General features: G+C 39.4%; 19 protein-coding genes. 5 read left to right on the top strand and 14 right to left on the bottom strand.

Annotated elements, in window-relative coordinates; all coding sequences use genetic code 11:
• Positions 1 to 35: 35 nt before the first annotated feature.
• Positions 36 to 2,060 carry a methionine--tRNA ligase gene (metG, locus tag CWB77_RS17075; protein ID WP_138623727.1) on the bottom strand — a complete coding sequence of 675 codons (2,025 nt, stop codon included), beginning with the start codon at positions 2,058 to 2,060 and terminating at the stop codon, positions 36 to 38.
• Between the two features lie 177 nt (positions 2,061 to 2,237).
• On the opposite strand from metG, the gene apbC reads away from it, so the two are divergent.
• Both apbC and dcd read left to right on the top strand, forming a co-directional pair.
• Positions 2,238 to 3,314 (top strand): iron-sulfur cluster carrier protein ApbC, encoded by a 1,077-nt coding sequence (apbC, locus tag CWB77_RS17070; protein ID WP_138623725.1) that lies wholly within the window; start codon positions 2,238 to 2,240, stop codon positions 3,312 to 3,314.
• Positions 3,315 to 3,316: 2 nt separating this feature from the next.
• Positions 3,317 to 3,901, top strand: coding sequence for a dCTP deaminase (gene dcd / locus CWB77_RS17065; RefSeq protein WP_054201024.1), 585 nt, complete (start codon positions 3,317 to 3,319; stop codon positions 3,899 to 3,901).
• A gap of 17 nt (positions 3,902 to 3,918) precedes the next feature.
• Here dcd and CWB77_RS17060 read toward each other — a convergent pair whose 3' ends face one another.
• Positions 3,919 to 4,704 (bottom strand): CLCA_X family protein, encoded by a 786-nt coding sequence (locus CWB77_RS17060; protein WP_138623723.1) that lies wholly within the window; start codon positions 4,702 to 4,704, stop codon positions 3,919 to 3,921.
• Positions 4,705 to 4,722: 18 nt separating this feature from the next.
• Complete coding sequence (locus CWB77_RS17055; protein WP_138623721.1) at positions 4,723 to 5,316, bottom strand: tRNA-uridine aminocarboxypropyltransferase; 594 nt, start codon at positions 5,314 to 5,316, stop codon at positions 4,723 to 4,725.
• 131 nt (positions 5,317 to 5,447) lie between these two features.
• On the opposite strand from CWB77_RS17055, the gene CWB77_RS17050 reads away from it, so the two are divergent.
• A complete protein-coding gene (locus CWB77_RS17050) occupies positions 5,448 to 5,792 on the top strand; it encodes an Hpt domain-containing protein (RefSeq protein ID WP_010390183.1) in 345 nt (114 codons plus the stop codon).
• Between the two features lie 129 nt (positions 5,793 to 5,921).
• Positions 5,922 to 7,139: a pyridoxal phosphate-dependent aminotransferase gene (locus CWB77_RS17045; protein ID WP_055012556.1), complete on the top strand. Its 1,218-nt coding sequence runs from the start codon at positions 5,922 to 5,924 to the stop codon at positions 7,137 to 7,139.
• Between the two features lie 33 nt (positions 7,140 to 7,172).
• On the opposite strand, the gene CWB77_RS17040 is transcribed toward CWB77_RS17045, so the two are convergent.
• From CWB77_RS17040 to mnmA, 5 genes are all read right to left on the bottom strand, one after another.
• Positions 7,173 to 7,631 carry a GNAT family N-acetyltransferase gene (locus tag CWB77_RS17040; RefSeq protein ID WP_010390180.1) on the bottom strand — a complete coding sequence of 153 codons (459 nt, stop codon included), beginning with the start codon at positions 7,629 to 7,631 and terminating at the stop codon, positions 7,173 to 7,175.
• Between the two features lie 9 nt (positions 7,632 to 7,640).
• Positions 7,641 to 8,783, bottom strand: coding sequence for a ribosomal protein uL16 3-hydroxylase (locus CWB77_RS17035; protein WP_138623719.1), 1,143 nt, complete (start codon positions 8,781 to 8,783; stop codon positions 7,641 to 7,643).
• Positions 8,784 to 8,863: 80 nt separating this feature from the next.
• Positions 8,864 to 10,234, bottom strand: a complete 1,371-nt coding sequence (gene purB / locus CWB77_RS17030) for an adenylosuccinate lyase (RefSeq protein WP_138623717.1) — start codon at positions 10,232 to 10,234, stop codon at positions 8,864 to 8,866.
• Positions 10,235 to 10,265: 31 nt separating this feature from the next.
• Positions 10,266 to 10,868, bottom strand: coding sequence for a high frequency lysogenization protein HflD (gene hflD / locus CWB77_RS17025; protein ID WP_055012553.1), 603 nt, complete (start codon positions 10,866 to 10,868; stop codon positions 10,266 to 10,268).
• The gene (gene mnmA, locus CWB77_RS17020; RefSeq protein ID WP_010390175.1) at positions 10,868 to 11,968 is read right to left on the bottom strand and encodes a tRNA 2-thiouridine(34) synthase MnmA; all 1,101 of its coding nucleotides are present in this window, start codon (positions 11,966 to 11,968) and stop codon (positions 10,868 to 10,870) included. The genes hflD and mnmA overlap by 1 nt, the downstream gene beginning before the upstream one ends.
• Before the next feature lie 354 nt (positions 11,969 to 12,322).
• Between mnmA and CWB77_RS17015 the strand changes: the two genes are divergently transcribed.
• Complete coding sequence (locus CWB77_RS17015) at positions 12,323 to 13,597, top strand: sensor domain-containing diguanylate cyclase (protein ID WP_138623715.1); 1,275 nt, start codon at positions 12,323 to 12,325, stop codon at positions 13,595 to 13,597.
• A 21-nt stretch (positions 13,598 to 13,618) separates the two neighbouring features.
• On the opposite strand, the gene CWB77_RS17010 is transcribed toward CWB77_RS17015, so the two are convergent.
• From CWB77_RS17010 to CWB77_RS16985, 6 genes are read right to left on the bottom strand one after another with little or no spacing between them, the layout of a single operon-like run.
• Positions 13,619 to 14,284 carry a pseudouridine synthase gene (locus CWB77_RS17010; protein WP_054201016.1) on the bottom strand — a complete coding sequence of 222 codons (666 nt, stop codon included), beginning with the start codon at positions 14,282 to 14,284 and terminating at the stop codon, positions 13,619 to 13,621.
• Positions 14,284 to 14,613 carry a TusE/DsrC/DsvC family sulfur relay protein gene (locus tag CWB77_RS17005; RefSeq protein ID WP_010390172.1) on the bottom strand — a complete coding sequence of 110 codons (330 nt, stop codon included), beginning with the start codon at positions 14,611 to 14,613 and terminating at the stop codon, positions 14,284 to 14,286. The genes CWB77_RS17010 and CWB77_RS17005 overlap by 1 nt, the downstream gene beginning before the upstream one ends.
• Before the next feature lie 3 nt (positions 14,614 to 14,616).
• Positions 14,617 to 14,883 (bottom strand): DsrH/TusB family sulfur metabolism protein, encoded by a 267-nt coding sequence (locus CWB77_RS17000; protein WP_010390171.1) that lies wholly within the window; start codon positions 14,881 to 14,883, stop codon positions 14,617 to 14,619.
• A complete protein-coding gene (gene tusC, locus CWB77_RS16995) occupies positions 14,880 to 15,236 on the bottom strand; it encodes a sulfurtransferase complex subunit TusC (protein ID WP_024603060.1) in 357 nt (118 codons plus the stop codon). Before tusC ends, CWB77_RS17000 begins: the two co-directional genes overlap by 4 nt.
• Positions 15,233 to 15,586, bottom strand: a complete 354-nt coding sequence (gene tusD / locus CWB77_RS16990; protein ID WP_054201015.1) for a sulfurtransferase complex subunit TusD — start codon at positions 15,584 to 15,586, stop codon at positions 15,233 to 15,235. The genes tusC and tusD overlap by 4 nt, the downstream gene beginning before the upstream one ends.
• A gap of 55 nt (positions 15,587 to 15,641) precedes the next feature.
• Positions 15,642 to 16,307 (bottom strand): Bax inhibitor-1/YccA family protein, encoded by a 666-nt coding sequence (locus tag CWB77_RS16985; protein WP_138623713.1) that lies wholly within the window; start codon positions 16,305 to 16,307, stop codon positions 15,642 to 15,644.
• Positions 16,308 to 16,630: the final 323 nt, after the last annotated feature.

Here is a 16,630-nt window from a genome sequence, read left to right as displayed (position 1 = left end):
AAATATTTAGCGGCTTTTTTAAACTAGCGCAGAGTTTACATTACTCGCATACCAGGTTCTGAACCATCGTCTGGGTTAAGAATGTATATTTCTTTACCGCCCGGGCCTGCAGCAAGTACCATACCTTCAGACATTCCAAAGCGCATTTTACGTGGTTTAAGGTTAGCAACCATCACAGTTAGCTTTCCTTCGATGTCTTCTGGTGCGTAAGCTGATTTAATGCCTGCAAATACTTGGCGTGTTTCGCCGCCTAAATCAAGAGTTAACTTAAGCAGTTTGTCAGCACCTTCTACGTGCTCTGCTTTAGCAATTTTAGCAACGCGTAAATCTACTTTTGCAAAGTCATCAAATTCAATCTCAGCTGCGATAGGCTCTTTTGCCAGTGGGCTATTAGGATCGATTTTGTCTTTTTCAGCGATTAAGCTTTCTTTTGATTCTTCAACCATTTTATTCACTTTGTCCATTTCAACACGTTGCATTAACGGCTTAAATTTATTGATAGGGTGGCTTATTAGTGCAGTTTGCACACCTTGCCATGTAAGCTCATCATTTAAAAAGGCTTCAACATTTGTCGCCATACCAGGCAGTACAGGCTTTAAGTAAGTGATCAGCACGCGAAATAGGTTAAGTCCTAACGAACATACCTGATGCGCTTCTTCTTGCTTAGACTCGTCTTTAATAAGCACCCAAGGCGCAGCATTATCAATAAATTGATTTGCTTTATCAGCAAGCGCCATAATTTCACGGATTGCGCGGCTGTATTCACGATTTTCGTAATGTTCAGTAATAGTGGCTGAGGCATTTTGAAATTCAGCAAGTAGCTGTGGTTCCATAATCGTGTCGCTTAACTTACCGTCAAACTTTTTAGTAATAAAGCCAGCACAACGGCTCGCAATATTGACTACTTTACCCACTAAGTCTGAATTTACACGCTGTGCAAAATCTTCTAGGTTTAAGTCTAAATCAGTAATACCACTATTAAGTTTAGCTGCGTAGTAATAACGTAAAAATTCAGGATCTAGGTTATCTAAATAAGTACGCGCTTTAATAAACGTGCCTTTTGATTTAGACATTTTCGCGCCATTAACAGTAACAAATCCATGGGCAAATACGTTAGTAGGCTTTCTAAATTGAGCGCCTTCTAACATCGCAGGCCAAAAAAGGCTGTGGAAATAGATGATGTCTTTACCAATAAAATGATAAAGCTCAACGTCAGACCCTTCTTGCCAAAACGCATCAAAGTCGATGCCTTGTTTGTCACATAAGTTTTTAAAGCTCGCCATATAACCAATAGGCGCATCTAGCCATACGTAAAAATATTTACCTGGTGCGTTTGGAATTTCAAAACCAAAATAAGGTGCATCACGGCTAATGTCCCATTGCTGAAGACCATCGGCAAACCACTCATCTAGCTTGTTCGCCATTTCTTGCTGGATTGTGCCTGAGTGTAGCCATTCTTTAAGCATGCCTTCAAAGGCTGGTAAGTCAAAAAAGTAATGCTCAGAATCTTTTAAAATAGGCTCAGCACCCGACATGACAGAGCGTGGGTTGATTAGCTCTGTTGGGCTATAAGTTGCGCCACAGGCATCACAGCTATCACCGTTTTGATCTTCTGATTTACAGGTAGGGCAGGTGCCAGTAACAAAGCGGTCTGGCAGAAAAATACCTTTTTCTGGATCGAATAACTGAGAAATAGTGTGCTTTTTAATATGACCGGCATCGTTAAGGCGGTTATAAATAAGCTCACTAAATTCTTTATTTTCTTGGCTGTGAGTGCTGTGGTAATTATCAAATTTGATATTAAAATCAGCAAAATCGCGTTGGCGTTCTATGCTAACGTTTTTAACCATTTCCTCTGGCGTGATCCCTTGCTTTTGCGCATTAAGCATAATAGGTGTGCCATGAGCATCATCGGCGCACACGTAGTATGCTTCGTGGCCTTGTAGTTTTTGAAAACGCGACCAAATATCAGTTTGAATATACTCTAATAAATGCCCCAAATGGGTAGGGCCATTGGCATAAGGTAATGCGCTAGTAATCAGGATCTTTCGCTGTGCCATAATCATTCCAAATTAAGCGTTCCTAGCTAGGAACAGATGAAAATTATTACATTATCGATAAGCGCGGTAGTAACAGAGTACACTGCTTATTGATATTTACTAATTGACTGGTGTTAATGCCCTGAATGTTACATAATTCCGTGGCACTTTTCATCAAAGAAACGCTATTTTATTGCTATGTTTGGACTGTCGAAACTATTCTCTGCTAAATCGGTGCAAAAACAACCGATTATTTCTGCTTTAGCGGCCTATCGCAGTGCCGCTTTTGCTGTGGGTATTGAGCAAGATTTTATTGCTGATATTACTCAAAACACCGATAAATCAATTATTGTTAAACTCACTCTTCCTTTTGCCGCGCAATCTGAAATGCCGCATGTTGCTAAATTTTTAACTGAGCGACTTAAAATCGAGGTAAATGTAAGTGCGGTTGTGGCACTTAAAGAGCCTGCGAAATTTAAAGCCATAAAGCACATTATTTTAGTGGCCTCAGGCAAAGGCGGGGTAGGCAAATCTACTACGGCTGTAAATCTTGCCGGTTCGCTTAAAAACGAAGGCGCTAAAGTAGGCATTTTAGATGCCGACATTTATGGTCCGTCTATTCCTATGTTGTTAGGTTTGGTAGGCAGTGAGCCTGTCACTAAAGACAACAAACAATTACAACCATTTGATGCCAGCGGTATTAAAGCGCAATCTATAGGCTTTTTAGTGCCTAGCGACGATGCAACTGTATGGCGCGGTCCTATGGCCTCAGGCGCGCTTAGTCAGCTATTAAATGAAACCGATTGGGGTGAGCTTGATTACTTAATCGTCGATATGCCTCCAGGCACTGGCGATATTCAATTAACCATGAGCCAAAAAGTACCTGCCAGTGGCACTGTAATTGTTACAACGCCACAAGACTTAGCGTTGGCAGATGCGCAAAAAGGCATTGCTATGTTTAATAAAGTAGACGTGCCAGTGCTTGGTTTAATTGAAAATATGAGCCATTACATTTGCAGGCATTGCGGTGAAGCTAATCATGTATTCGGTAAAGATGGCGCACAAAAGTTAGCCTTGAAGCATGGTGTTCCTGTGCTTTCACATATTCCGCTTGCGATTAATATCAGAGAATCCTCTGAACAAGGTAAATTGATTGCCAATGATGCAAATGCAGCTATAAGTGAAACTTACAGTGCAGCCGCACGGCTCATCGCCAGTACGCTTTATTATCAACAACATCACAACGCGATTGAAGTTGTGATTACGGAAGATTAAAAATGAGACTTTCAGATACACATATAAAAGAATATTTAAACGACGGGCGCATTGTTATTGAGCCCGCCCCGACCAGTGAAATGATTTCTGGGGTGACTGCGGATCTTCGTTTGGGTAATAAGTTTAGAACTTTTCATGCCCATAATGCCGCTTTTGTTGACTTAAGTGGTCCAAAAGATCAGCTTAATAAAGCCTTAGAATCAATTATGAGCGACGAAATTGTACTAGATGAAGGCGAAGCATTCTTTTTACACCCCGGCGAGCTTGCATTAGCAATAACGTATGAAAAAGTAACCCTGCCTGCAGACATCGTTGGCTGGTTAGATGGGCGTTCGTCGCTGGCACGTTTAGGTTTAATGGTGCATGTAACCGCACACAGAATCGACCCTGGTTGGAGTGGTAATATTGTTTTAGAGTTTTATAACTCGGGTAAACTACCACTTGCACTTAGACCCATGATGAAGATTGGTGCAATGAGCTTTGAAACGCTCACCGGTCCATGTGAAAACCCTTATAACACCCGCATTGATGCCAAATATAAAGATCAGAATAGCGCGGTAGCAAGCCGTATTAGTGACGATAAATAACCAATCTGAGGAATAGATTATTTTTCTCGTTGATGAAGCACATAACCTAATAGTTGAAAATAATGGTTAAGTGCTTCATTGGCGTGTAATGTGTGCTTTAACTCAGGGTAAATTAAACTATTATTACTTAACCCGCCGACTAAGAAACTGTTTTTGATTGTTTGATGCTGGTTTATACATGCTTCAAAACAACGAGCTGCAAGCTCCTCTGGCATACTCATGTATTGCTGCTTGTGCTTTTTATCAAATGCGATACAGCGTTGTACAAATTCATTCGCATCTTCACCGTTTTGTTCTAAAAATACCTGCTTATAAAATTGATTAAGTGCATCATTAAGTGGATGGCTCAAATCGGGAGAGTTTGATAACCATAACTTAGAGGCGAAACCAAAGCGGGTTTTTGATTTAAATAAATGTTCACTAATATGATGATCAAATGCATGAAACCACTCATGGGCTAAAGCACCGCCGCCTGCGTTTTTTGCCAGTGCGAGAGTTTGATCGTAAGCATTATAGTGTGCTTGCACGCCTTTTTGTCCGCCATGACCAAAGGCAAAGTTAAGCTTACCGCGAAGGCCAATTGCTGTTGGCGGTAAATGTAAAATTTGCGCTAAATCAGCCAGCGCATCATAAATTAGATTGGCACTAATAAATCGCTCTTCTTTAGTCACCCATTTACCAACTACCATCGAACGAAAACCAAAAGTCGTTCTAATATCGCTAAAATCAACTTGGTCGTTAAAACGATAGTCAGGGCCTTGGCGTGAAAATCCACGCTTTAATCGAGAAGGGATATTACGCATTGGTTATTTCATTTTTAATTACAGGTAACGTGCTTTTACGTGAGTGGGCATATGTTGGGTTTGTTTGGTAATTAATTCATCTAATAAATCATACAACGGCGCCGGATTGAGTGCTTCAATAAGCGATAAACTATGCGCTACGGCCTCTAGCGTTGACAAGCTATCTGCTCTTGGGGCTTTACGAATAGTATAACGGTTCGTGGGAATTTGGCGAAAGCTTACTGTTTTAAACTTTTGTAATAGTGGGGTTAATTGCAAAATTTTAAAGGCTTTATTCCATGTACCATCGAGCACTATTAAATGTGTAATGGGTCGCACGTTTTCATTGTCATTAGCTACATCTAACTCAATTGCGTCCTCGTTTGGATAGAGTAACACCGTCGAGCTGAGCGGCAGCTTTTGCAAGCAAGCAAAATCTTGATTATTTTCGCCTATAATTATTTTGCATCGCGTTAAACTTAATGCCAATAACTGTGCCGTATTTTTACTAATTTTTGCTTCACTGGGATGTTGTAACACAACAACCTGAGTTTGATTATCAACACAAGTGATTGCATTGCAAATACAGGTGCTTGGCGAGAAATTACAGCGTTCACAAAGGGCACGTGCCATAAGCTAACCATTCGATTAATACATTTAACTTAATTATACATTTTTGCATTAATAAAGTTGGTTTTTTTTGTGCTTAGATATAGAGTAAGAGATGAAATATAAATTGCAGGAACGCATTATAGGGCATCAATATGACAGAAATCAGTATCGACGAATCCGCTTTAGAAAGTATGGAATCGCTATTAGGTGAACAATTTCCAGATACGCTGGAATTTTGTTGTGCGGAATTTGAGCGCTTAGGGAACGAAACTATTGCAGCGCTTGGCCAAGATAAAGAGGCTGCAATTCGCCATTCTCATAGCCTTAAATCAAATGCGGCTCAATTTGGAGCGGCAAGTTTAGCCGAGGTAGCACGTTTAATTGAATATAATTTAAATAATGGGAATGACGAGCAGGCTGTTGATGCAGCAAATAATTTAATGGCGCAAGTTACTGGCTCGCAAGCAAAATTAAATGAGTGGCACGCTCAGCGATAAACCCGTTTAATGAAGAACAGAATAAAGTGTTAACGTGAATTTTTTTCAGTTTTAAGCGCTTAATTTCCCCTAGTAATTCACGGCTTTACTGAGTTAGTCTTAAGGCTAACTTGCTCTTTAGAGGTAACAATGTCAGAAATAAAAAAGAGTCATAAATTAGACGGCGTCTGTTATGACATCCGCGGCCCCGTTTTAGTACAAGCTAAAAAAATGGAAGATGAGGGCCAAAAAGTACTTAAGCTTAATATTGGTAACCCCGCGGCGTTTGGTTTTGATATGCCAGAAGATATGCACCGCGACATTATTCGTAATTTATATTCTGCTCAAGGCTATTGTGATTCTAAAGGGCTTTACTCTGCGCGTGTTGCTATTTATCAGCATTACCAACAGCGAGGTTTACACAACTTAGACGTTGATAATATTTACATTGGCAACGGTGTGAGTGAACTTATTCAAATGGTTACTCAAGCGTTGTTAAATAATGACGATGAAGTATTAATTCCTGCACCCGATTATCCGCTTTGGACTGCGTCGGTAAAGCTAGCAGGCGGTAACCCTGTTCACTATTTATGTGATGAAGAGCAAGATTGGTTTCCTGATATTGATGATATTAAAAGCAAAATCACCTCGAAAACTAAAGCATTGGTGTTAATAAACCCTAATAATCCAACAGGGGCAGTGTACAGTGATGCCTTGCTTCAAGAGTTGATCAACATTGCCCGAGAGCACAAGCTTTTACTGTTAAGTGACGAAATATACGAGAAAATTCTGTACGACGGCGTTACCCATACTTCTATTGGTGCATTGTGCGACGATATTCCCATTATTACGTTTAACGGTTTAGCTAAAACATATCGCGCCGCTGGTCTTAGAATGGGTTGGATGGTGCTAAGCGGGCGCACTGCCTTAATGACAGATTTAATTAAAGGCCTCGATATTCTTGCCTCAATGCGTTTATGCGCAAACGTCCCTGCTCAATATGCCATTCAGCAAGCATTGGGTGGGGTACAATCCATTGACAGTTTAATTGACCCCGGAGGTCGCTTATATGAGCAACGAGATATTGCTTGGCGTGGATTAAATGCAATTGAGGGGATAAGCTGTAAAAAGCCAAAAGGGGCGCTGTATGCATTTCCCAAAGTTGATACAAAATTGTTTAATATTAAAAATGATGAACAAATGATGTTTGACTTGTTAAAGGCAGAAAAAATATTATTAGTACATGGGCGCGCTTTTAACTGGCCAGATCCCGATCATTTTAGATTGGTGTTTTTACCTAATAAAGATGATTTAAGCAGTGCGATGATGAAAATGCAGCGGTTCTTCAAAGATTACCGACAAGAATAAAGTAAAAAACGAGCCAAATGGCTCGTTTTTTGGTTAATGCACTAAAGTAAATGGCCGTGTTTCAAAGCATGTGATGGGGCATTCCATTCTCTGTCTTGGAATGCCAGCCTCCATAAAAACGTGCCCTTGCACAGTAAAGCCGTTATTTTTGAATCGTTCTACTTCATTTAAAATACAGTTAATACTGACAGCCTCAATACCTTGCTCTGCGGCAAGCTTTACAATGAAATTAAGTAGAGATTTATAAACGTTGCGATTGCGGTGCTGGGGTAGTACGGCAATTCTTCCTATTAAACCATCATTACATAATCGACCTGTGGCAACAGGTGAGTGCATATTATCGGTAACCAGAATATGTTGAGCGAGCGCATCTAAGCTATCAAATTCAATATTCTTTGGAATATGTAATTCGTAAACAAAAACACGCTCTCTTATTTGTTGAAGTTGATCTTTTTCACTTTGCCAATCAACTTTGTCAACAGTATAAACCATAACCTCCTCCTAGCTAAACCAAATACCCTCATTAACCAGTGTAGTAAAGGTTTCGATAAAATCTAGGCTAGGTGTGGTTGAGTTCAGCAAGCTGCTATCAAATTCAATAAAATCAGTTAGCTGTTTTACGGCCTCTAAATCAGATAGCGGTAAAGGGTAGTTTTCGCCATTAACACTTAAAAGCAGCTCATCACCTATGCATTGGTAAATTGCACGCGTGCCACCAAGACGCTCAAATGTCATATCACTGTCAAGTTGTTGCATAATTTCAGCTGTACTAAACGGGTTTTCTTCAGGCGCTAAATCCATATCATGCTTAGGTTGACTTAATGTGTTTCCCAACCAATTTTTAAATAAGCTGTCGTTTTCTATTAAAGCTTGCATTAACGTTTTTACTTTATCAACTTCGCTTTGCGTAAGCTCACCTTTTGAATCACGTAGCGCGAGGGTATGATCAGTGTAACGTTTTTGACCGCTTTCTGTGTCAATAATATGATCTGCAAAGCTAGACAGTAAATCTTGTTGATTAGGTGCTCTAAATCCGACCGAGTAGTTTAAAGCATTTTCAATGGCATAGCCTTCATGCGGACAACCTGGTGGTATGTACAAAATGTCACCTGGCTCTAAAACGCAATCAATCACTGCAGTGAAAGCTTCAACTTGTAGCAAGCTTTTATTTTGAGCAAATTGCTTTAATGAGGCATCAGGTAAGCCTACTCGCCAATGGCGTTTGCCTTCTCCTTGAATAATAAATACATCATATTGATCCAAGTGCGGTCCAACACCACCGCCAGGGGTTGAGTAGCTGATCATTAAATCATCTATACGCCAGTTAGGAATAAAACGAAATGGCTCAAGCAATTGTGCGGCTTCTGGGTGCCAATGATCGACTGCTTGCACTAATAAAGTAGCGTGCTCATCGGTGAGTATTTCAAAATCTTCAAACGGCCCTTGATGAGACTGCCATTGCTGGTTATGGTTGGTTATAATACGCGACTCTATGCTGTCTTCCATGGCGAGGCCTGCCAGTTCATTGGCATCAAGAGGGTCTTTAAAGTCACTAAAACCTCCTTTGATTAACAGTGGCTTTTTTTGCCAATATTGATTTAAAAACGCTTGCTCAGATAATTCATTTATTTTTAATTGATACATAGAATGCCTATAACGTTAAGACCTAAATGAAAAAAGCGAAAGGCAGGTACCTTTCGCTTTTTATTAGTAGATTTGAGTAATTAAACTAAATCATCAATAAACTCAACAGCGCGACCAATGTAGTTGGCTGGGGTTAGCTTTTTCATTTCTGCTTTTGCAGCGTCTGGTAAATCTAAACCATCAATGAAATCAGCCATAATTTCTTGATTTACACGTTTACCACGCGTTAAATCTTTTAGCTTTTCATATGGCTTTTCAATGCCGTATTTACGCATTACTGTTTGGATTGGCTCTGCTAGTAGCTCCCAGTTTTGGTCAAGCTCATCGGCTAAACGTTGTTCGTTAACTTCTAGCTTGCTTACACCTTTAAGTGTAGATTGGTATGCAATAACAGCATAACCCATACCTACACCTAAATTACGTAATACGGTTGAGTCAGTTAAATCACGTTGCCAACGAGAAACAGGCAGCTTTTGCGCTAAGTGACCTAATATGGCATTAGCTAAACCTAAGTTACCTTCTGAGTTTTCAAAATCAATAGGGTTTACTTTATGTGGCATAGTTGATGAGCCAATTTCACCAGCAATGGTTTTTTGCTTGAAGTGATTAAGCGCAATGTATCCCCACATATCGCGGTCAAAATCGAGCAATATAGTATTAAAACGCGCAATAGCATCAAATAGTTCTGCAATGTAGTCATGCGGTTCAATTTGTGTGGTAAACGGGTTAAGTGTTAAACCTAGGCTAGCTACAAATTTATCTGCGTGAGTATGCCAGTCGTAATCAGGGTAAGCACTTAGGTGAGCATTGTAGTTACCTACAGCACCATTTACTTTGCCTAGCATTTCTACTTGGGCAATTTGATCACGTTGACGCTTTAAACGCATGTATACGTTTGCAAACTCTTTACCCATAGTTGATGGGGTTGCAGGTTGCCCATGCGTACGAGTCATCATTGGAATGGCTCTGTATTCAACAGCTTTTTCTTTAATTGCGCTTAATAGCTCATCGCAATAAGGTAAAATAACATTGTTACGTGCTTCACTTAACATTAAACCGTGAGATAGATTATTAATATCTTCAGATGTACATGCAAAGTGAATAAATTCATTAATGGCATGTAATTCAGCGTTATCAGCTACTTTTTCTTTTAGTAGGTACTCTACGGCTTTTACATCATGGTTAGTGGTGCGTTCAATGTCTTTAACACGCTGTGCATCGGCTTCACAGAAGTTATCGACGATAGCATTTAATAGTCCGTTTGCTTGCTCGCTTAAAGCTGGGACTTCTTTTATATCGCTTGCTGCAGCTAACGCTTGCAACCAACGCACTTCAACGGTTACGCGGTATTTGATTAATCCAAATTCGCTAAAAATACTGCGTAGTTCAGTGGTTTTGCTGCCGTAGCGACCATCAACCGGAGAGATAGCCGTTAACGCTGAAAGCTCCATAATAACTCCTAAATTTTAGTTTGAACGATAATTAAATTTTTGTTTTAGCAATGGCGAGAATTTTTCTTTTTGCAAAAAAGAAATGACGACGTTTGCCGCCCATTTGACGCCATAATACTGCACTACGAATGCCGGCTAAAAGTAACGCACGGATTTTGTTTTGAGTGAGCTGCTGTTTTAATAACTCGGGTTTACCATAAACCTGGATTCGGTGCCCAAGGGGGCTTAGCACCGACGAGTATATATCTGCTAAACCGGCAACAACACTGTCATCGGTAATAGCAAAATGATCTAAACGACGATGAATATCATCAATACGTTTACCTAATTCATTGAGGCTCTTACTATTGGCACTAAGGGCTCGCTCTAACTGCATTAAGCCACCCACGTATTTAACTATTTCAACATCTTTTTGAGCACCGGCACTCAGTTGTGCCATTAATGTTTTATAGCCATCACGCAAATTTTGTGTGCCTTGGTATACATCCTCAGGAGAGGCGGGTGAGGTTTGCACAATACTTGATAACAACGTTGATAAGTCATGTTCATCACAACGACCGTATTGAGCAACCTTTTGTACTTGTTTTGCTACTTGGCACATGGCAGCAAGTGCCATGACTTGATGTTGATTCATTACTTAATCACCGAATCAATAATACCACCGCCTAAACAGACTTCATCAGCGTAAAATACGGCGGATTGTCCTGGGGTAACGGCTTTTTGCGGCTCATCAAACAATACGCGTGCCATACCATCTTCTCCAACGAGTAATGTACAGCTTAAGTCTTCTTGACGGTAGCGAGTTTTAACGGTGCAGCGAGTTGTACCTTGCGGGCCAACACGATCTACCCAGTGTAATTGGTTTGCATTAAGGCCGTTACTGTACAAGCGAGGGTGATCTTTACCTTGACCAACAACAAGAACATTTCGTTCTATATCTTTATCTACCACGTACCATGGTTCGCCCGAGCCTTCTTTCATGCCACCAATTAATAAACCTTTACGCTGGCCAAGGGTGTGATACATCAAGCCTTCATGCTCACCTACATTGTTACCATCGGTGTCTTCAATTACTCCAGGTTGTGCAGGCAAAAACTTTTGCAGAAAATCTTTGAATTTACGCTCGCCAATGAAACAAATGCCGGTGCTGTCTTTTTTATCATGGGTAATTAAATCCTGTTCTTCAGCAATGCGGCGTACTTCTGGTTTGGCAATATCTCCGACAGGAAATAGTGTTTGCGCAATATGCTCATGGCTTAGTGTATACAAAAAGTAGCTTTGATCTTTGTTATCGTCTAGGCCTCGGCACATTACGTATTTGTCATCGCGTAGCTCTCGGCGCACATAGTGACCAGTTGCAATAAAATCAGCACCAAGTGCTTGCGCAGCAAACTCTAAAAACGCTTTAAATTTTATTTCTTTATTACACATTATATCTGGGTTGGGTGTACGACCCGCTTTGTATTCTGCTAAAAAGTATTCAAATACATTATCCCAGTATTCAGCAGCAAAATTAACGGTATGAAGTTCAATGCCTAACTTGTCACATACAGCTTGTGCATCTTTTAAATCTTCAGCAGCAGCGCAATATTCATCATTGTCATCTTCTTCCCAGTTCTTCATAAACAAGCCTTCTACTTGGTAGCCTTGCTGTTTTAATAAATATGCAGATACAGAAGAATCAACACCGCCGGACATACCAACGATGACTTTAATGTGACTATTTTCGCTCATGAATAATTTCGCTTATACAGATTACTGTTAACTTGGAAAGGCCGCGATTATAGCATGTATTTTGTTGGTGCTTAAAGAGAGGATGGGGGATTGAATAGATTTTGTTGTAACTTTTTCCATCCAATGGTTAGTAAGGCGTAGTTTGGTGTGTAATTTACTCATTTTTAGGCTAATGAAAAGGGATGAATTATATTGATGGCTTCATACTTTGTAAGTTGCTTTTGTCGTATTTAATTACGTAGCGCTATTCTTCATTAACAAAACTTTACATTTGAGATTACCTACCATATCTTAATTAGTATCTAAACACGTAAATACTTAAATAACCTAAAATATAATCAATGGAATGAATATATGAATTACGCCTCGCAATCACATTTGGTTAAGTCGTTTGTGCTGGATGCGTCCGAAAAAACGGTGTCAAATCTTACTTTTGAAGACGATTATTCACTACAGCAATTCAAAGAATCAGCTTATAAGTTATTTTATGACATTATAACTGTGCCAGCTCCCTATCTTTATCAAGAACCTAATCCGATTGTTGAGCTGTTTAGGCTTATAGAATCCTCTTTAGGCTCTTTAAAATCATCACAAAAGGCAATTTTAAGCCAGTTAGAGAAATGGTGGGTAGAGTGGCATTTTGTCGCTTCTATGAATATATCGCTTGAACGTGAAAACAAAGAACAAGACTATAATGTTATAAGCACTACCCAACATCCCATGCGCAAGCATGAGCTAAGTCACTATGCGCGATTATTCACGATTCTGCCCTTACCGGTATGTGATGTTTGTATGGTAACTGGTGATATTTTAAAAGTGAACCAACGTTTTATTGATGTATTTGGTTACACGTTACAAGACGTACCTAATCTTAATGTGTGGTGGAAATTAGCCTACCCTGAAAAAGATTACAGAACATTTGCACAAACGTTATGGCAGGAGTCACTTGAGCAAGCCAATCAAAATAATGATGATATTCCAGCTAATGATTACAGAATTTCTTGTAAAGATGGCAGTGAGATTGTGATGCAAGTTTCTGGTATCAGTGTTGAAGGAGAATTTATTGCTATATTCAACGATGCTACTGAGCGTTTAAAAACTCAAGAAATACTCAGTGATATGGCGTTTTTAGACTCACTCACTAAAATAGCCAACAGGCGGCGCTTTGATGAAAAACTAACGTCTGAATTTAACAAGTTATCGAACGAGCATCGTGAGCTTTCGATGATCATTATTGATATCGATAATTTTAAAAAGTATAACGACCGGTATGGTCATCTCGAAGGAGATAAATGTTTATTTCAAGTTGCGCAAAAATTAGCTGAAACCGTCTGCAGGCCAGAAGATTTTGTTGCGCGATTCGGAGGCGAAGAGTTTGTCGTGCTGTTACCTCAAACAGGTAAGCAAGGAGCATTATTTATTGCCGAACAAATACAAAAATCGATTGAAAAAATGGCCATTCCCCACAAAGACAGCTTTACAGGACTATTGTCTGTCAGTATGGGAATAAACACCATAGAGCATGAACACGATAGCGATCATGCACAATTTTTTAAACAAGCAGATAACGCACTTTATTACGCGAAAAAACAAGGAAGAAATTGTATTGCTTTAGCTACAGATAATTAGATGATTAACGCAACTTGATGGTTAATTATCAATATCTTTGAATTGACCGCTATTTATTCCCTCTAGCGTGTATTTACCGATACTGTAGCGAATTAAACGCAAAGTAGGGTGGCCAACATGAGCTGTCATGCGTCTAACTTGACGGTTTCTGCCTTCGTTAATTGTAATACTTAGCCATGATGTAGGTATTGATTTACGCTCTCGCACAGGAGGAGTTCTTGGCCAAAGCGCTGGTTCATCCATTAAAGTTACTTCAGCGGGCAAGGTGATTCCATCTTTTAGTTCGACACCTTTATTTAAAGCATCGATAGATGCTTGTGTTGGGGTCCCTTCAACCTGAACCCAATAGGTTTTGTTGGTTTTTTTACCAGGCGCTGTGAGCGTATTTTGTAACTTGCCGCAGTTTGTTAATAACAACAACCCTTCGCTGTCCCTGTCTAAACGACCTGCTGCGTAAACATCTTTTATAGGAATAAAATCAGCCAATGTTTGCCTATTTTGATCGTCAGTGAACTGGCAAAGGACATCATAAGGTTTATTAAATAAAATGACTTTTTTATCGCTCTGCGCTATTGCCGGCTTTATTGGCCTTTTTACTGTCCTTTTATTGATACCACTTCGAGAGTAAGTACGGCCTGTATTGCGCTTACCCTTTGAGGAGGGCGAATGTTCAGTTTTATGCTTCATTAAATACACCGTGCAGGTTTAGGTAAACCCGCAATTTTAGTTGCTTGTTTGGCTGGTCCTTTAGGAAAAAGTTTGTATAAGTACATGCTGTTCCCTTTATCCTCACCGAGTGCTTTAGCCATGGCTTTGACTAACATTCTAATGGCTGGACTGGTGTTATATTCAAGATAAAACTCTCGCACAAAGTTAACAACTTCCCAATGCTGCTCAGTTAATGTGATGTTTTCTTGCTCTGCAATAACATTGGCTAACTCTTTTGACCAAACAGTATGATCTAGCAAATAACCTTGTTTATCAGTGTCTATTGTTTGATTATTAAATTCCAACATGGTTCACCAAGTAATTGATTGTTTTGCAGTTAAACTGAGGGTAACGAACTCATCATAGCTAATTGCTTTGTCGTTCATATTTAATGATATATCTCGAGCTTCTGCATCATCTTTTAAAATATAAAGTGAGTCAGCAAATTGTCTATATTGCCCTTTTGCAAAGCAAGCGTCACCCACGAGTAAAACACTGTCTGTGAGCATAATTAGATTGTCTAAGCTGTGGGTACTGTAGTAATTCAGTGGTTTTGAAAAAATATGTAAAGTACTCATAGGGTCACCACATGCTGCTGATTGTGAATTAACTGTTTTTGGGCATTAAAGTTTACTATGTTTGCCTCAATGAGTAGTTCACTTTTACTTAAACCATAATCAATCAGTGACTTTTCACAAACGTAAATATTTTCAACATCATAGATTTCCAACATTTTAATGTTTTTAAAAAAATCTTTGATACCTAAACTATTTGGCTTTTGGTTTTTTTTAAGCGCTAACACAGCTGGGCCGCTAAACAACCAGCTAATATTTTGATCTACGGCAGCAAAAATAAGGGTCATATCAAGTGCATCGCGGATATGCATATCATCAAATGGGCTTGACTGACTAATTACGAGTACATTAATCATTTAAATTGTATCCATTTATCTGCTTCACTGGCCAGCATGGCAAATTCAGCTAAGCCTGCAACAGCAAATGCGCCGGTATTTTTTATATCTAAGCCTCGCTTTTCAGCCGCAGTAACGCATAACATTAGATTTATATTTTTTTCAGCCAGTTGCTGCCAAAGCGAGGGAGTACTTAACTCATCTGAGGCTAACTCAAAATGAGTTGAAGCATGATAAATAGCATCTTGGTATAAAAATAACGCATCAACGCTATGTCCCTGCGCTAGGCAGGCATGAGCAAACTTAACAATACGTTGAGTGGTATCGTGATCTGATGGTGGAGTATGTAAAGAAAGTACAAAGCGTGCCAAAACTATTCCAATAAAAAAGCCCCAATAAAGGGGCTATTTTAACAGAACTATTTAATTAGTCATTATTTGCGCCAAGTAAGGCAAGTAATGAAGTAAATAGGTTATATACGCTAAGGTATAAAGATACAGTTGCACGGATATAATTTGTTTCGCCGCCGTTAATGATTCTGCTCGTATCGAACAAAATCAGGCCAGACATGATTAATACAACTGCTGCGTTTAGAACCATAAACATTAGCGAGCTACCTAAGAAAATATTTACAATAATTGCCACGATAACCACAATTAAGCCTACAGTTAAAAAGCCACCCATGAATGAGAAGTCTTTTTTAGTGTTAAGTGCATAAGCAGATAAACCAAAGAAGATTAACGCCGTAGAACCTAGCGCTTGCATAATTAGCATAGGGCCATTAGGTAATTGTGCGTAATGATTTAGCAGAGGGCCTAAGCCGGCTCCCATTAATCCTGTAAACGCAAACACCCAAAATACACCAGATGCTGTATCTGCTTTTTTATTAACAACAAAAAGTAGACCAAATGAAACTAGTGTGAATACAAGTCCCATAAAGTAAGGTAATTGCAGTGCCATTGAAATACCGGCAGTGACTGCACTAAATGCAAGTGTCATTGCAAGTAAGAAATAAGTGTTTTTAAGCACTTTGTTTGTTTCAATGGTCGACATTACCGGCTTTGCAGTATTGTACGATTGATTAAACGCCATTGTAGAGCTCCTGTAAGTGAAACTAAGTAGTTCCTGTAATTTAACTAAAATTAGATTACCAACTCTTATATGTTTGGGCAAACCTTTGTAGATCAATAGACAACTAAATTTAAATAAAAGTTCATTTGCCGGTTAGGATTTGCTCTCATTGCTTTATGTTTAAACAAATTAGTTGTTTTTTAATCACTTGAACAAAAAAATGAAAAAAAAGCTTCCCAAAGTCCAAGGGTTTCCCTATTATTCAGGCCGTGCGGAGAGATGGCAGAGTGGTCGAATGCACCGGTCTTGAAAACCGGCAGGGGTTTATAGCCCCTCTAGGTATC

The organism is Pseudoalteromonas sp. S1610 (assembly GCF_005887465.1).
GTDB lineage: Bacteria > Pseudomonadota > Gammaproteobacteria > Enterobacterales > Alteromonadaceae > Pseudoalteromonas > Pseudoalteromonas undina.
The sequence above is the reverse complement of the archived record's forward strand: the minus strand, read 5'-3'. Positions and strand labels throughout refer to the sequence as shown.

Excerpts from the sequence above, each read along its gene's own strand:
- purB (WP_138623717.1), bottom strand. The coding sequence starts at position 10,234 with ATGGAGCTTTCAGCGTTAACGGCTATCTCTCCGGTTGATGGTCGCTAC.
- CWB77_RS17045 (WP_055012556.1), top strand. The coding sequence starts at position 5,922 with ATGTCAGAAATAAAAAAGAGTCATAAATTAGACGGCGTCTGTTATGAC.
- CWB77_RS17000 (WP_010390171.1), bottom strand. The coding sequence starts at position 14,883 with ATGAGTACTTTACATATTTTTTCAAAACCACTGAATTACTACAGTACC.
- hflD (WP_055012553.1), bottom strand. The coding sequence starts at position 10,868 with ATGAATCAACATCAAGTCATGGCACTTGCTGCCATGTGCCAAGTAGCA.
- CWB77_RS17005 (WP_010390172.1), bottom strand. The coding sequence starts at position 14,613 with ATGTTGGAATTTAATAATCAAACAATAGACACTGATAAACAAGGTTAT.
- CWB77_RS17015 (WP_138623715.1), top strand. The coding sequence starts at position 12,323 with ATGAATTACGCCTCGCAATCACATTTGGTTAAGTCGTTTGTGCTGGAT.
- CWB77_RS17035 (WP_138623719.1), bottom strand. The coding sequence starts at position 8,783 with ATGTATCAATTAAAAATAAATGAATTATCTGAGCAAGCGTTTTTAAAT.
- CWB77_RS17010 (WP_054201016.1), bottom strand. The coding sequence starts at position 14,284 with ATGAAGCATAAAACTGAACATTCGCCCTCCTCAAAGGGTAAGCGCAAT.
- mnmA (WP_010390175.1), bottom strand. The coding sequence starts at position 11,968 with ATGAGCGAAAATAGTCACATTAAAGTCATCGTTGGTATGTCCGGCGGT.
- dcd (WP_054201024.1), top strand. The coding sequence starts at position 3,317 with ATGAGACTTTCAGATACACATATAAAAGAATATTTAAACGACGGGCGC.
- tusC (WP_024603060.1), bottom strand. The coding sequence starts at position 15,236 with ATGATTAATGTACTCGTAATTAGTCAGTCAAGCCCATTTGATGATATG.
- CWB77_RS16985 (WP_138623713.1), bottom strand. The coding sequence starts at position 16,307 with ATGGCGTTTAATCAATCGTACAATACTGCAAAGCCGGTAATGTCGACC.
- CWB77_RS17050 (WP_010390183.1), top strand. The coding sequence starts at position 5,448 with ATGACAGAAATCAGTATCGACGAATCCGCTTTAGAAAGTATGGAATCG.
- CWB77_RS17060 (WP_138623723.1), bottom strand. The coding sequence starts at position 4,704 with ATGCGTAATATCCCTTCTCGATTAAAGCGTGGATTTTCACGCCAAGGC.
- CWB77_RS17040 (WP_010390180.1), bottom strand. The coding sequence starts at position 7,631 with ATGGTTTATACTGTTGACAAAGTTGATTGGCAAAGTGAAAAAGATCAA.
- CWB77_RS17055 (WP_138623721.1), bottom strand. The coding sequence starts at position 5,316 with ATGGCACGTGCCCTTTGTGAACGCTGTAATTTCTCGCCAAGCACCTGT.
- apbC (WP_138623725.1), top strand. The coding sequence starts at position 2,238 with ATGTTTGGACTGTCGAAACTATTCTCTGCTAAATCGGTGCAAAAACAA.
- metG (WP_138623727.1), bottom strand. The coding sequence starts at position 2,060 with ATGGCACAGCGAAAGATCCTGATTACTAGCGCATTACCTTATGCCAAT.